The organism is Sorangium sp. So ce362, from assembly GCF_051519845.1.
Lineage (GTDB): Bacteria > Myxococcota_A > Polyangia > Polyangiales > Polyangiaceae > Sorangium.
The window spans coordinates 2,019,876-2,033,741 of sequence record NZ_CP150332.1; the positions used below are offsets into that span (position 1 = coordinate 2,019,876).

Below are 13,866 nucleotides of genomic sequence, written 5' to 3' on the forward strand. Positions count from 1 at the left end.
TTGATCCGCGAGCCAGACGAGCAGCTCTGTTTCAGAAATGTTTAGAGATTTTGCGAGGTTGCGCACACGAACGGATCGCGCCATTTCGCCGCGACTGTGACATGGGCGGGGCGGTGGCGCCCTGTCCTATCGCGCGGGGCGGTCGCGGGCTCGCCCCGGTCGGTGAGGCGCGGCACTTCTCAGTCGAGGGCGGCGGCGCGGCGGAGCCCGTGGCGCTGGAGGAGGCGGTGGAGGTACATCCGGTCGAGCCCCGCCTTGCGCGCGGCGCGGCTCACGTTGCCGTTCGACCAGTCGAGCAGCGCGGCGAGGTAGTCCCGCTCGAACCCGTTGATGATGGCCTCCTTCGCCTCCTTGAAGGGCATCTCGATGTTCGCGGCCGGCGCCTCGCGCGCGGCGCCCGGCGGCGTGGAGCCCGGCGGCGTGGAGCTGCGCTCGGACGGCGCCGTCGCCCCCATGGCGGCGCCCTCGCCGAGCACGACGCGGCGCTCGACGTAGTTCCTCAGCTCCCGCACGTTGCCGGGCCAGTCGTAGCGCTTCATCTCCTCGATGATCTCGGGCGAAAAGAGGCTCACCTTGTCGGCGGCGCCGAGCTCGTTCAGAAAGCTGTGGACGAGGAGGCCGATGTCCTCCTTGCGCTCCCGGAGCGGCGGGACGCGCACGGTGAGCACCGAGAGGCGGTAATAGAGGTCCTCGCGGAATCGACCGCTGTTCACCTCTCGCTCGAGGCGCCGGTTGGTGGCGGCGATCACCCGGATATCGACCTTGCGCACCCGGCTCTCGCCGAGCCTGCGCACCTCGCGCGAGGCGAGGGCGCGGAGCAGCTTCGGCTGCATCTCCAGCGGCAGCTCGCCGATCTCGTCGAGGAAGACGGTGCCGCCGTCGGCCTCCTCGAAGGCGCCGGCGCGGTCGCGCGAGGCGCCCGTGAACGAGCCGCGCACGTGGCCGAACAGCTCGCTCTCGATGAGGCTCGGCGAGATGGCGCCGCAGTCGACGATGACGAGCGGCTTGTCGGCGCGGGCGCCGCGCTGGACGAGCTCGGTGGCGATGACCTCCTTGCCCGTGCCGTTCTCGCCCTCGATGAGCACGTCGGGCGCGCTCTTCGCCACGCGATCGAGGACGTGGAACAGGCGCCGCATGGGGACCGACACGCCCTGGAGCGCGCCGAAGCTGACGGCGCGCGCGAGCTCGGTCTCGGCGACGGCGTCGGCGTCGCGGATGCGCACGACCGACTCGCCGAGCTCGATGCGGCACTCCGGCAGGAGCGCGTCGGCGTCCCGCACGCGGACGCCGGCGATGGTGGTCCCGTTGAGCGAGCCGACGTCCGTCAGCCGGAACGTCGACTTCACGCGCTCGAGGATGCAGTGGAAGCGCGAGACGGCGCGGTCGGCGAGGACGAGATCGTTGCTCTGGTGGGAGCCGATGCGGATGAAGTCGCCGTCGAGCACCATCGCCCGGCTCGCGGGCTTGCCCGCCTCGCGCTCGACGCACAGCTCGATGCGGGGCACCGCCACCACCTCGGCCTTCATGCGGGGCTCGGTGGCGGCCGCGAGGCTGGTCGGGCCGGGGTCGTCGGGCGTGGCGGGGGGACGCGACATGCGCGCCATCTTACGCGGGAGCCCGCGGTCGTTCCAGGTGGCCTTGCTGACGCTTCACGGCGAGGCGCCGCCGCCCGAGGCCTTGAGCCACACGACGGTCGCGCCCCACCCGCCGCGCGAGGCCGGGGCGTCGCGGAAGCCGTCGACGGCGGGGTGGCGCGAGAGGACGCCCTGCACGATGCGGCGCTGCACGCCCTTGCCGCGGCCGTGGATGATCCGCACCTCGCGGAAGCCGCGCCGCTGCGCCTCGTGGAGGTACTCCTCGACCACCGAGGCGACGTCGCGCGGGGCGAACGTGTGCAGGTCGATCGCGTCCTCGATCGGCATGACCACGACGTCGTCGCCGCCGGGCGCTCCGGGCGGCTCGGCCTCCGGCGGCTCGACGCCGGCGACGATGTCGATGTCGGGTGACGCGGGCGCGCGCGGCGAGGGCGCGCGGTCGAGCCAGGCGAGGAGTCGGCGGAGCATCCGCGCGGTGTAGCCGAGCCCGCGGCGGCCGCCACGGCCCGCGGCGTCGAGGGGTCGCGCGGCGCCCGCGCTGATAAATCACATTGCATATATGCCACGTGTGTCTTATGGTTCGGGTGTCATGTCTCTCCGCGGCGCCATCCTGGGCTTCCTCTCGCTGGAGCCGACGAGCGGCTACACGCTGAAGCAGCGGTTCGACGGGTCGGTGCGGTCGTTCTGGTCCGTGACCCAGAGCCAGATCTACCGGGAGCTGCACGCGCTGGAGCGCGAGGGGCTCGTCGACGCCACGACGATGCCCGGGGACGGCAAGCCGGACCGGAAGGTGTACTCTCTCACGGAGCCCGGCCGCGCGGCGCTCAAGGCGTGGCTCGAGGAGCCGCTCGAGCCGCTCCTGCTGCGGCACCCGCTCTTGCTCAAGCTTGTGTTCGCGGCGCAGGTGCCGCCGAAGAAGCTCGACGACCTCCTGGCGAGGTACGCCCGCGAGATCGAGGCGACGAGGGTCGATTACGAGGAGCGGCTAGAGGACGAGCGGATCTTCGCGCTCGCGCGATCGGCGCGCGAGCACGACCTGTGGCGCCTGGGCATCGAGCACGGGATCGCGTGGTGCGACGCGGAGCTCCGGTGGATCGAGCGCGCCCGCTGCGAGCTGTCGGCGGAACGAGGAGGGCAGAGGAGATGGAACCGAAAGACAAAGTGATCGTCGTGACGGGCGCTTCCCTGGGCATCGGGCTCGCGGGCGCAAGGGCGCTCGCCCGCGAGGGCGCCCGCGTGGTCCTCGCCGCGCGGTCGATGGCCAGGCTGTCGGCGGAGGCCGACAGCATCGTCCGCGGGGGAGGGAGGGCCATGGCCGTCGAGATGGACGTCACGTCCGACGCCTCGGTCGGGGCGGCGGTGGCGTCGATCCTGGAGCGGTTCGGCCGTATCGATGTCGTCATCAACAACGCTGGCAACGGCGGCAAGATGTCTCTCTGGGAGTCGACGGACGGGGCGTTCACGCGCGCGATGTTCGACGTCCACGTGTTCGGGATGGAGCGTGTCACGCGGGCAGTCCTGCCGGCGATGCTGGCGCAGGGCTCGGGCACGGTCGTGAACATCGCCTCGACGGTGGCGTGGGTCCCGATGCCGGCCGCCGCCGCGTACTCCGCGGCGAAGGCGGCGGTCGTGGCCTTCTCCGAGTCGCTGCGCGGCGAGCTCGAGGGGCGCGGCGTCCGGGTGACCGTGTTTGCCCCCCCGCACACGAGCACCGCCGCCGGCAACGACTGGCCACTTGAAGGGCCGCAGGCCTTCGCGCCCGAGTGGGTGGCAGAGCAGCTCGTCGAGACGCTCCGCCGTGACAGGCGCAGCTTCCTCGCGGGCGCATCCAACCGCAGCCTGCTCGTGCTCCAGCGGATCGCGCCCGGCCTCGCGGCCCGCATCATGAAGGACATCGGGCTTCGCGCCGGGGCGAAGAGCGCCGCCATGCTCCGCGGCGCCGCCTAAGCTCCGTGCGTCGGAAGTCCCGCCAGACTTCTCTTGCGGCGAGGCGCGATTGGATGAAAGGCTGACGATTCCGATAGATTCCGGATGATCCTCGGCCGACCCTGGCTCGAGCGTGGCCCAGCGCGGACCCGACGTCATGCCGGTAGGTTTCATCCTATGCGCTCAGCGCGGGCGGCGCCTCGGGCGACCGAGCAGCAATCCCAGCGCCGCGAGGAGGAGCCCCGCTTGGGCGCCAGAGTCTCTCGCGTCGCTGCCCAGGGCGCAGCTGCAGCCGGAGCTCGAGCTCTCTCCTCCCGTCGAGTCGCCAGTCCCCGAGCTGGCGTCTTGTCCGTTCGCCCCCCCGGACCCGGTGCCAATCGCGCCACCGCTGCCTGCGCTGCCGCCAGCGCCACTCTCCATCACCCCGCCCGCACCTCCGGCTCCGGCCGCGCCACCGGCTCCGGCCGCGCCACCCGCGCCACCGGCACCGGCCGCGCCACCCGCGCCACCGGTGTCGTCACCACCGGGAACAGCACCGGGACAAGCCGCTGTCTCTGGATCCTGACCACCGGCCTTGTCGAGGCCGAAATAGGCGGCGACGGCGGGTCCGTCGAACGGCACAGCATGCCCGACGCCGTCCATCGAGAAGGCCTCGTAGACCGTGTAGCCGCAAGAGCTCTTCCACGACTGGCGCGTGGTCCCGGTCCTCGGAGCGTCGGTCTCATCCGGGGTTTCGTTCAAACCCAGAAGGTTCGTCCACTCTTTCACGTCTTCAGCCATGTTCTTGTAGCTGAGGATCGTGTCGGCGGTGCCATGCCAATGCTGCAGGCGCGGGCGATGGCCGGTGTAACCGGGATAGTACGAACGGACGAGGTCTCCCCACTGCTGCCCGGTCTTCGTGACGTTGCCGCCCCCGCAGGGCCCGCTCCACTGGGCATTGCTCCCCGTCCCGGTGACGTCGTTGTAGCCCTCGGCCCAGCAGCCACACGGAACGCCCATCAGCGACACGCCGGCCATGAACACGTCGGGGTACACACCCAACAGCGCCTCGGTCATGATGCCGCCCGATGACCCGCCGACCGAGTACACGCGGCCCGCGTCGCCGTCGTACTTCGCGAGCGTGTATTTTACCATCTGGACGATGGCTCCCGTGTCGCCACCACCGTCGTGCTTGAGCGATCTCGTCGATCCCGCGTCCCAGCAGTTCTGCCCGGTGGCCTCCGGGAAGATCATGATGAAGCCACCGGTGTTCGCTATGGAAACCAGGCTCGACATCTCGCTGAACGTCCCAGGGCCAGTCCCCTGGCAATGATGGGGGGCGACCACGATGGGAGGCTTGGTCGCCAGCGTGTCAGGCACGTAAATGTACAAGTTGACGTAGCTGGGGAGGCCGTCCACCCCCCATTCGCTCTGGTTGACCTTTTGTAGCGATGCCCCGCGCGCAGGCAGCGCGGCGAGCAGCGCCAGCGAGAGCGATGCGAGTCCGAGGACGTGACGTTGGAATGGGTCCATCGGGCAGAGATATTACACCAGCGCCAACCTGGTACGCAAGCCATCACCGCATTGTATCGTGGGCATGGGAACGAGCGGTCGGAGCGCGATGCCCTGGTGTTTCGCTATCTCGAAAAATACTCTGTTATGAAAAATGCCCTAGAACTGGCTCAGGAAGGTCCAGACTTCCTGGGGCATCCACGACATGTTCTGCCCGGCGTCGTTCGGCGATGGAGTATGACCGCCGTCGTAATCACACCAGCGGGTGGGGTGACCCGCCGAGCAGCCCTTGTAGTCCGAGCAGGCGTGGCCACCTCTGGGCGCCTTGGCCAAGGTCTCCACCGTGCATCCATTTTGCTTGGCGAAGAAGTCGCTGTTGGAGGTCTGTCCGGCTCCGCCGCTCTCCTCCTGACCGAGCGAAGACATGAAGGCGACCGGCTGACAGCTCGCGGGCCGGGCGACGCCGCCGCCGGAGTGGACAACTGCGGCGCGATAGACGTTCGGACGCGCGCAGGCCAGCGTCCACGCCATGGCGCCGCCCTGGCTGAAGCCTTCCAGCTCGATGCGCGAGGTGTCGATGCAGAGATCGTCTGTGACCTGCTCGAGGATGTCGTCGACGAAGGTCACATCGTTGTCGGCTGACCAGAACCCGCCGTCAGCGTCGGGCGCGATGAAGATGGTGCTCCCTTCGGAGAGCGACCAGAGCCCGAAGTACGAGGGAGCAACCTGGCCGCTGTTGCCCGTGGCCCCGTGGAAGGCGAGAATGAGCCGGTACGGGTGGCTGTTGTCGTAATCGTCGGGAACGCGCAGGGTGTACTTGCGGCTCTTCCCGCCGCTCAGCACGGCGCCAGCGCCGTTCTGAAGCGTGCGTATTTTGTCGCAGCCGGCGGACTTCCTCACGTCACCTCCGTCTCCACCTCCGCTGCCGCCGGCCCCGGCGGTGCCGGCTCCGCCCGTGCCCGCGCCGCCCGTTCCGCCCGCTCCACCCGCGCCCGCTCCACCCGCGCCCGCGGTCGCTCCGCCGCTACCGGCTGCATCGCCGCTGCTCGTGCCGCCGGAAGCCGTGCCACCGCCGGAGCCGCTCGCGGAGGTTTCACCGGCGGCTGATCCGCTGGCGTTGCCGTCGTCGCTACAGCCCAGGCTGAGAGCGGCGCAGAGGCCCAAGCCGCCCCAGATCGGCCGCAGCCAGCGCGCGTGATGGTGAATGCGATCGTGGCCCACAGGGCCAACTCTGGACGACATGGGTGCTCTCCTCGGTTGACATCCGCCTCGGCGCGAGGTCATTTCCAGCCCTTGCGCTGGGGATTCACCCAGGGCGAGGTGCACATCACGCAATCATCGCCGTAGAAGTAGTGCTTCCCCCCGGTGTCGTTGTAGATCCAGTAACGGAGCCAGGCCACGATCGCTGGCCGCTGGACGCCGCCCACGTCGCGCGTGATGTATCCATGATCCGCGCCCATCACCGTCGCCAGGAACGTCTGGGTCTGGGACATGTCGTAGGTTTTTTGCTGCATCGGCAGCCCGATCGTGTCCTGCGTTCCGCTCGTCTGCAGCATGGGCCCGTGCAGGGCCGCTGTCGCGACGTGGCCGTGGATCGAGACGACGGTGGCCACGGCCTCATGACCGCCGATTTCCACGGCGGCGGTGCCGCCGACCGAGTAGCCCATGGAAACGGCATGCTTCACGTCGATCTTGCCCTGATAGACGCTGCCCGCCTCGCTGTTTTGCTCGATGATCCAGTCGAGCCCCTCCAGCATGGCCGCGCGATTGTTCGGGGCGTTGGGACCGCCCGTGAGGAGATTGGCTCCAACCACCACGAAGCCGTGAGAAGCGAAGTTCGTCAGGAGAGCCGTGTAGCTGGTCACCTGCGTATTGATCCCGGGTCCAAAGATGATCGGCGCGTGCAGGAAACCGTCCTCACCCAGGCGTTCAGGCCTGAAGATCGTGTGGTTTCCGCCGGGCCCCGAGCCCCGCTCCACGGTCGTCGCGAACGGACCCTCGGCCGAGTAATCCGTGATCGGCGGGAGCGGCGAACCACCGGCCCCGCCCGCTGCTTCGCCGCCGTCACCTGCTCCGCCTGCGCCCGCGCCTGCCCCGCCCATGCCGCCGTCGCTGATGTCGGCGCCGCCACTGCCGCTGGCAGCGCCGCCTGACCCAGCGGTTGCGCTGGTGGACGCCCCGCTGGTGGCTGACACGCCCGAGCTGCCCGCGCCGGCAGTTTGTGCCGCGTCGCCGCTACCCTCGCTGCACGCCAGCAGCGCGACGCTCGAGAGCAAGCAGAAGAAATTGAAGCGCCTGACGGCTTTCTTTTCGTTGTACACGAGGCCTCTCTGGTTACGTCACGCCAGCGCGAAACGCTCGCTTCAGGCCGACGGTGGCGAAATTGGCAGACAGGTGGTTGCCAGGCGTTCCCGCCCAGGAGTGCGCCCCGATGTCATCTCAGGCCGAGCCCGACTGCTGCTCCATTCCCCCCCTGCGTGCGCCTCGTCTGGAGCCATGGCGCGACCGTCAAGGTCGAACGCGCATGAGGTTGCAGGGCCCGCTGCGCATGACGGCCTATCCGGGGCAAGGCAAAAAAATATCCGCGGCGCTCAATGTGAACGCTCACATCGGCGGCGTCAATCAAAAACTCACGAGCGGCGATCGCCGGCGAGCGCGAGGTCCGCGTCTGGCGGGGAACGGAGCTTGTGGCGCGGCATGACCGCGCCTCGACGTCCGGTCCAGGCCTGCTCACCCCTCTGGCGCCGCCGGCAGCCCGAGCAGCCTCCCTTTCGCCTCGTGAGCGACCCGGGCCCCCACCTCATCTCCGGGGCGACTTCCCGCAGTCGTGCCAAGCTAAGGGCCGACGGCGTCCATGACGGCCTGCCACTCCGTCGAGAATGAGCCGTCCGTGCGCTTGATCTCCGACCCCGTGTCCCACAGCACAGGAACGATGCCGCGAGACTGCGCCGCCTCCGCCACCGACTGCATCCACAGCCTCCGCGACGCCGGGTCACGGGGGTAGTTCTCGCCCGGCGTGACGGAGAACTCGCCGAGGATGATCGGGATGCTCCGCTGAGCGCTGAACGCGCCAAGCCTGTCGAACAGGCTCTTCAGCTCCGCCTTCTCGGGATCCGTGCCCCACGTCGTCTTGGGAGAGCCCCAGGTCTCCACCGTGTCGAGGCCGCAGAAGGTGTAGGGCGTGTAGTAGTGGAGCGAGAGGAAGAGGCTCTTCGTGCCGGCCGGATCGGTCGGCACCTTGAAATCGTCCACACAGGTCCTGTCGATATCCGTCACGAAGCCGGCGATGAGCAGGGCGCGGCTCGTGTTGTACCCGCCCTTCTCGCGCACGGTGGTGACGAAGAGCTGGTTCATCTCGTTCAGGGCGGCGTAGTCCGGCGTCCCCCCGTCGCGAACGCCGTTGACCCAGTAGTTTCCCTCCTCGTTCATCCCCTCGAAGATCAGCTTGTGACCGACGCCGCTGAAGGCCGTTGCGATCTGGGTCCAGTAGGACGCGAACTTGCTTTTGACGTCGTCGGTGAGCTTGTGCTTGTCGGCGTTGGCCTCGTTGTAGATCCAGCCCCCGTCCCAGTGGATGTTCACGATCGAGTACATGCCGGCGGTCTCGATCCAGCCCACCACCTCCTTGACTCGGGCCATCTTTGTAGCGTCGATCGTGCCGTTGACGGCGTAGGTGTCCCAGGCCACGGGCACGCGCACCGTCTTGATGCCATGGCTGGCCATGCCGTTGATGAACGCCTGCGTGATCAGCGGCTGGCCCCAGCCCGTCTCCCACTGGGTGGTGTTCTCCAGCGTGTTGCCGATGTTGGCTCCGATGCCCATGTCGGGGACCATGGCCGCGGCATCCACCGGCGTCGCCGAGCCGCCGGTCCCGCCGGAGCCCCCGCTTCCCCCCGTGCCGGCGCCGCCCGTGCCGGCGCCGCCCATGCCGGCCCCGCCCGTGCCGGCGCCGCCCGTACCGGCGCCGCCCATGCCAGCATCGCCCGCGCCGGCGCCGCTCGTGTTCGTGCCTCCGCTGCTGCCTCCGGCGTTCCCGCTCGTGTTGCTCTCCGAGGAGCACCCCAGTGCAACGAGCATCAGCAAGGGAGTCGTGATAGTGAACCAAGACGTGGCCGCAGAGCGGCAGATTTGAAGAAAGGCCATGAGCGACACAGTAACCCGGTCCGCCGCGGACTACAAGCTCAACCTCGGTCCGATCCTCGGCTGGATATCCTCATTCATGCCTGTCAGGAGAGCAGGCCAGATGACGCTCACCGGCCAGACGGAGGTCGCCGAGCGGATACATCAAGAACACGAGCACCTGCTCCTCGAGCTCGGCTTCGTCGCGGTAAATCCAGTCCGAACAGCGAGCGGCACAGCACGATTCCTGGCCCCGGGGACGCCGGCTCCCCTACGCGCTGCCGCATGAAGATGCCGGCACGAACTTTGACGAAGATCTGGAGAGAGGAGCCAGAAAGACTGCCATGACGTCAAGAGGGGATCGCGCTCATGTATGCGATTGGCGCATGGGTGTTGGTGGGGAGACAGAGGGTATCATTCGCCGGGGCCAGGGGTGAGACCGCACGCATTTGGGGGCGCCCTGATGTCATCCCAGCCGAGCCCGACTGCTGCTCCTCTCCCCCCGCGTGCGCCTCGTCTGGAGCCATGGCGCGACCGTCGAGGTGAACGCGCATGAGGGCGCAGGGCCCGCTGCGCATGACGACCCAGGGCAGGGCAAAAGAACGCCCGCAGCACCAAATTGTGAACGCTCACATGGGCGGCGTCAACCACAAAAAGGGCGCGCGGCGATCGCCGGCGAGCGCGAGGTCGGCGTCTGGTGGGGGACGGAGCTGGTGGCGCGGCAGGACCGCGCCTTCGCGCCTCATGCTCGCGTCACCGACCCCAGCCACGCCGACGGGTCGCGGTGCAGACCTGCCGCGCCGGCGCCGCCGGAGGAGCTCCTGCTCTTTCAGGCGGACTCAGCGCGCTTGTCGCGAGCCCCCCGTGTGGCGGAGGGCGTATGCGATGCCGCTTTGCAGCGTGCCCAGCGTGGTGATGCCGGACAGGTCCACGCCGAGCGTGACCAGCGTCTGCGCCACCTCCGGGCGAACGCCGGTGAGCACCACGCGGGTGCCGAGCAGCTGGCCGGCGTGCGCCGTCCGCGTCAGCGCGTCCGCGACGTGCGTGTCGACCGCGCGCACGCCGGTGATGTCCAGGATCGCCGTGTGGGCGCCGTGATCGCTGATGCCGGCGAGCAGCGTCTCCATGATCTGCGCTGCGCGCGCGGTGTCGATCGTCCCTACCAGCGTCATCGCCACCACCCGGTCGGCGATCGGGATGAGCGGGGTGGACAGCTCCCGGAGGGCGGCCTGCTGGGCGGCGATGATCTTCTCCTGAAGCGCGGCCCAGTCGGCCTCCGCGTGCCTCAGCGACGTGGTGTTGGTGACGACGCCGCCGAGGCCGATCGGCTCGCCTCGCCCGTCGAGGATGGGGAATTTGACCGTGGAGAAATGAATGCTCGTGTCGCGGAACCTCAGGACCTCTTCGCACTGCACCGCCTTCCGCCCGGCGAGCACATCGCGCTCTCTCGCCACGATCTCATCCATGGCCTCGGGGGCCAGGGGGCTCAACTCATGCTCCCTCTTGCCGATGATATCGACGACGTGCCTCTGATAGACCTCCGCGTGAGCGCGGTTGGCGAAGATATAGCGCCCGTCGATGTCCTTGAGGAAGATGGAGTCGCGCGAGTGGTCCACCAGCTGAAGGAGCAGCTGAAGCCGCCCGAGCAGCGTGTGCTCGCTCCACGGCGGGTCGCTGGCGTCCTCGACGATCGCCGCGATCTCACGCGCGGCGCCGCGGTCGTCGCGCAGCACACCGTGGGTCCACCGGCAGAGGCGCGCCCTCCCGTCTTTCGTCCTGCCCTCGCTCGTGACCGAGGCGAACCGGTTCGCCGCCCAGTCGAGCGTGAGCGCGCGCACGGCGTCGGGGGACACGGGATCTGCGGCCACGAGGTCCCAGAGCGTGCGACCGACGGCCTCGCCCTCGCTCCAGCCGAAGACGCGCTCGGCGCCATCGTTCCAGCGCGTCACCGTGCCATCGGGGCGCCAGTGGATCAGCGCTGGCTCCGGCGTGTGCAGCCACGCGAGCGCGGCGAGCGCGGCGTGAGCGTCCGCGCTCGCCGCGTCGCGCCGCGCTGCTCCCTCTGCCGCGGGGCCGCAGGACCCCTCCGCCAGCGCTCCCTCCAGCTCCTGGATACGCGCCTGCAGCGCCGCGATCTCTGCCCTGAGCCGCCCAGTTTCCCCTAGCCCGTCGTCTGCCATTCGCTCGTTGCTGGACTGTATGCGGAGCGCGTCCGGGGTTGCAAGGTTATCGCGCAGCTTGCGCAGCGCTGGGCAGCCTAAACGGCGTCTGGCTCACACTGCCGAGCTTCGGCCCGAGCGTCTGTCCTCGGGGCGATGGGGCGCGTACGCCGCCGGAGAGTTCGTCCACGGCGCACGAGGCGCCGCACCCGGTCCAGCAGAAGCAACGGAGACGCCTCCGCTTCTCCCGGTCACGCCTCTCTCGCTTGATCAGGCGGTCCGCTCACAGGCAAGCTCAGCCGGGAACGTCGCGCCGTCGCCCGGTGGAGAGTTCACGGTCAACGTGGCGCCATGAGCGGCGGGAGCAGATCGAGGCGGTTCATGAGCGGCCCAAGGTAGTTCCGCAGGTCGTGCGCCATCACGGTGATCAGCTCGCCCTCGACGACGAGCGGGACCGCCATGTGCGACCGGATCCCGAGCTCGAGGATCACACCGGGGACCTCGCCGGGCTCTCGGTCCGCGTGCCCGGTGATGTAGGGATCGCCGGTCGTGAAGACGCCGGCGATCGAGCCGCCGTTGGCCACGGCCTGGACGTCGAGGCCGAGCGCATGCTGGAGCCGGCCCAGGGGCGTGTTGCTCGTCCCCATGGCGCGCAGCGTCTTCCTGCTCGGCTCGAAGAGGAAGACGTCGATCTTGTCGGCGTCGAGCGCGCTGCAAAGGAGCTCACTCGCCTGGTTCAGCGATTGCCGGAGGTCGGCTGCGGGGAGCTCGAGCAGGCGCTCGAGGGTCGCCATCAGCCGACCCTCCTTCGAGGGGACTTCCGGGACTTCCATTCCGGACATGCGATGTATTTTCTCCGGCACCCGTTCGGGTTCGTGTCCCGAGGACGTGGGCGGGAGCCCGGTCCGGGCGTCCTCAGCGGCTCGGCTGCAGCAGGCGCAGCCCTCTGCTAACCCTGGCGCATGGGACTGCGCGAGTACTGGCGCAAACGCGACTTCTCCCTCACGCCCGAGCCGCGAGGACAAGAGGTCACTGCCGCGTCCGCCGATGCCGAGGAGCGGACCTTCATCCTCCAGAAGCACGCCGCCTCGCACCTGCATTACGACCTCCGCCTCGAGCTCGAGGGCGTCCTCAAGAGCTGGTCTGTGCCGAAGGGGCCGAGCCTCGATCCCGAGGTCAAGCGGCTCGCCATGCACACCGAGGATCACCCGCTCGAGTACGGCGATTTCGAGGGCATCATCCCGAGAGGACAGTACGGGGGCGGGACAGTGCTCCTGTGGGACCGGGGCACGTGGGTGCCGCTCGAGGACCCCCACAGGGGCTATCACGCCGGAAAGCTGAAGTTCGTCCTGCGGGGCGAGAAGCTCCGCGGCGGCTTCACCCTCGTGAGGACCCGCGGGCGGGACGACGACGAGGGGAGGCGCTGGCTGCTCATCAAGGAGAACGACGCGGAGGCCCGCGCCACGGAGGAGTACAGCGTCGTGGAGGCCCGGCCCGAGAGCGTGGCGAGCGGGAGGCAGCTCGACGAGATCGCCGCGGCCAGGGACCGGGTGTGGCGCTCGAACCGGGCGGAGGAGGAACACAGGACGGCGCAGGCGGCGGCAGGCGGGCGAGGGGAGGAGAGCGAGGGCGCCTCGGTCGCCGGAGTGCGCCTGTCGCACCCGGACAGGGTGCTGTATCCAGCGCAGGGGATCACGAAGCGCGAGCTCGCTCTCTATTACGAGTCGGTCGCCGACCGGATGGTGCCGCTCGTGAAGGACAGGCCGCTCACGCTGGTGCGCTGCCCGGAGGGCGCGGTGAGCGGGTGCGTCTTCGTGAAGCACGCGCGGGTGCGGGGGACGTCCGCGCTCCGGCGCGTGACGATCCAGGAGAAGACGAAGGCGGGCGAGTACCTCGTCGCGGACTCGGCCGAAGCGCTGGTGTCGCTCGCACAGATGGGGATCCTGGAGATCCACACGTGGAACTCGACGACATCGCGGCTGGAGACGCCGGATCGGGCGGTGTTCGATCTCGACCCGGATCCCTCGGTGGCATGGGAGCGCGTGATCGCGGCCGCCCTCCTGCTCAGGGAGCGCCTGGCCGAGCTCGGCCTCGAGAGCTTCGTGAAGACGACGGGCGGGAAGGGGTTCCACATCGTGGTGCCGCTCGCGCCGTCGAGCGGGTGGGACGAGTGCCTCGCGTTCACGAAGGCGCTGGCGGGGGACATCGCGCGGCGCGACCCGAAGGGGTTCACGATCGCGGTCTCGAAGGCGCAGCGGAAGGGGAAGATCTTCATCGACTACCTGCGCAACACGCGGGGCGCGACGTCGGTGGCCGCGTACTCGACGCGCGCCCGGCCGGGGGCGCCGGTGTCTGCGCCGCTCTCCTGGGAGGAGCTCGGTCCCGAGATGCGCTCGGACCGATTCACGCTCAGGAACCTGCCCGAGCGCCTGGCTGCGCTCCCGGCGGACCCGTGGGCCGGCTACGGGGAGGTCCGCCAGAAGATCACGGCCGCGATGCGGCGCGCGCTGGGGATGCAGGCGCAAGCGCGCAGGTAGGCGGGCGGGCGGGCGCCGCGCGGATCGACGCGCGCCTCC

General features: G+C 69.4%; 11 protein-coding genes. 3 read left to right on the plus strand and 8 right to left on the minus strand.

The annotated features are described in order from the left end of the window. Positions 1–179 precede the first annotated feature (179 nt). Complete coding sequence (locus WMF17_RS08045) at positions 180–1,595, minus strand: sigma 54-interacting transcriptional regulator (RefSeq protein WP_437601379.1); 1,416 nt, start codon at positions 1,593–1,595, stop codon at positions 180–182. A gap of 54 nt (positions 1,596–1,649) precedes the next feature. Then, a complete protein-coding gene (locus WMF17_RS08050; RefSeq protein ID WP_437601380.1) occupies positions 1,650–2,063 on the minus strand; it encodes a Smr/MutS family protein in 414 nt (137 codons plus the stop codon). A gap of 121 nt (positions 2,064–2,184) precedes the next feature. Here WMF17_RS08050 and WMF17_RS08055 point away from each other — a divergent pair, with 121 nt between their 5' ends. Together WMF17_RS08055 and WMF17_RS08060 are read left to right on the plus strand one after the other, a co-directional pair. Beyond that, on the plus strand, positions 2,185–2,760 hold the full coding sequence (locus tag WMF17_RS08055; protein WP_437601381.1) for a helix-turn-helix transcriptional regulator: 576 nt from the start codon (positions 2,185–2,187) through the stop codon (positions 2,758–2,760). Then, positions 2,739–3,542 (plus strand): SDR family NAD(P)-dependent oxidoreductase, encoded by an 804-nt coding sequence (locus WMF17_RS08060; protein WP_437601382.1) that lies wholly within the window; start codon positions 2,739–2,741, stop codon positions 3,540–3,542. Before WMF17_RS08055 ends, WMF17_RS08060 begins: the two co-directional genes overlap by 22 nt. A 162-nt stretch (positions 3,543–3,704) precedes the next feature. Here WMF17_RS08060 and WMF17_RS08065 read toward each other — a convergent pair whose 3' ends face one another. The 6 genes from WMF17_RS08065 to WMF17_RS08090 form a co-directional block, all read right to left on the minus strand. Next, positions 3,705–5,033, minus strand: a complete 1,329-nt coding sequence (locus WMF17_RS08065; RefSeq protein WP_437601383.1) for an extracellular catalytic domain type 1 short-chain-length polyhydroxyalkanoate depolymerase — start codon at positions 5,031–5,033, stop codon at positions 3,705–3,707. A 138-nt stretch (positions 5,034–5,171) separates the two neighbouring features. After that, on the minus strand, positions 5,172–5,912 hold the full coding sequence (locus WMF17_RS08070) for an alpha/beta hydrolase family esterase (RefSeq protein WP_437601384.1): 741 nt from the start codon (positions 5,910–5,912) through the stop codon (positions 5,172–5,174). A gap of 380 nt (positions 5,913–6,292) precedes the next feature. Beyond that, on the minus strand, positions 6,293–7,333 hold the full coding sequence (locus WMF17_RS08075) for a poly(ethylene terephthalate) hydrolase family protein (RefSeq protein ID WP_437601385.1): 1,041 nt from the start codon (positions 7,331–7,333) through the stop codon (positions 6,293–6,295). Positions 7,334–7,847: 514 nt separating this feature from the next. Continuing rightward, a complete protein-coding gene (locus WMF17_RS08080; protein WP_437601386.1) occupies positions 7,848–9,089 on the minus strand; it encodes a glycoside hydrolase family 5 protein in 1,242 nt (413 codons plus the stop codon). 881 nt (positions 9,090–9,970) lie between these two features. Then, entirely contained in the window at positions 9,971–11,311 is a 1,341-nt protein-coding gene (locus tag WMF17_RS08085; protein ID WP_437601387.1) for a PAS domain-containing protein, read from the minus strand. Between the two features lie 317 nt (positions 11,312–11,628). Further along, a complete protein-coding gene (locus WMF17_RS08090; RefSeq protein WP_437601388.1) occupies positions 11,629–12,084 on the minus strand; it encodes a GAF domain-containing protein in 456 nt (151 codons plus the stop codon). A gap of 168 nt (positions 12,085–12,252) precedes the next feature. On the opposite strand from WMF17_RS08090, the gene ligD reads away from it, so the two are divergent. Further along, the gene (ligD, locus tag WMF17_RS08095) at positions 12,253–13,827 is read left to right on the plus strand and encodes a non-homologous end-joining DNA ligase (protein ID WP_437601389.1); all 1,575 of its coding nucleotides are present in this window, start codon (positions 12,253–12,255) and stop codon (positions 13,825–13,827) included. Positions 13,828–13,866 lie beyond the last annotated feature (39 nt).

Bases quoted from the DNA above. Each gene is read 5' to 3' on its own strand.
- WMF17_RS08045 (WP_437601379.1), bottom strand. From the start codon at position 1,595: ATGTCGCGTCCCCCCGCCACGCCCGACGACCCCGGCCCGACCAGCCTC.
- WMF17_RS08065 (WP_437601383.1), bottom strand. From the start codon at position 5,033: ATGGACCCATTCCAACGTCACGTCCTCGGACTCGCATCGCTCTCGCTG.
- WMF17_RS08080 (WP_437601386.1), bottom strand. From the start codon at position 9,089: ATGCTCGTTGCACTGGGGTGCTCCTCGGAGAGCAACACGAGCGGGAAC.
- ligD (WP_437601389.1), top strand. From the start codon at position 12,253: ATGGGACTGCGCGAGTACTGGCGCAAACGCGACTTCTCCCTCACGCCC.
- WMF17_RS08050 (WP_437601380.1), bottom strand. From the start codon at position 2,063: ATGCTCCGCCGACTCCTCGCCTGGCTCGACCGCGCGCCCTCGCCGCGC.
- WMF17_RS08085 (WP_437601387.1), bottom strand. From the start codon at position 11,311: ATGGCAGACGACGGGCTAGGGGAAACTGGGCGGCTCAGGGCAGAGATC.
- WMF17_RS08090 (WP_437601388.1), bottom strand. From the start codon at position 12,084: ATGGCGACCCTCGAGCGCCTGCTCGAGCTCCCCGCAGCCGACCTCCGG.
- WMF17_RS08060 (WP_437601382.1), top strand. From the start codon at position 2,739: ATGGAACCGAAAGACAAAGTGATCGTCGTGACGGGCGCTTCCCTGGGC.
- WMF17_RS08055 (WP_437601381.1), top strand. From the start codon at position 2,185: ATGTCTCTCCGCGGCGCCATCCTGGGCTTCCTCTCGCTGGAGCCGACG.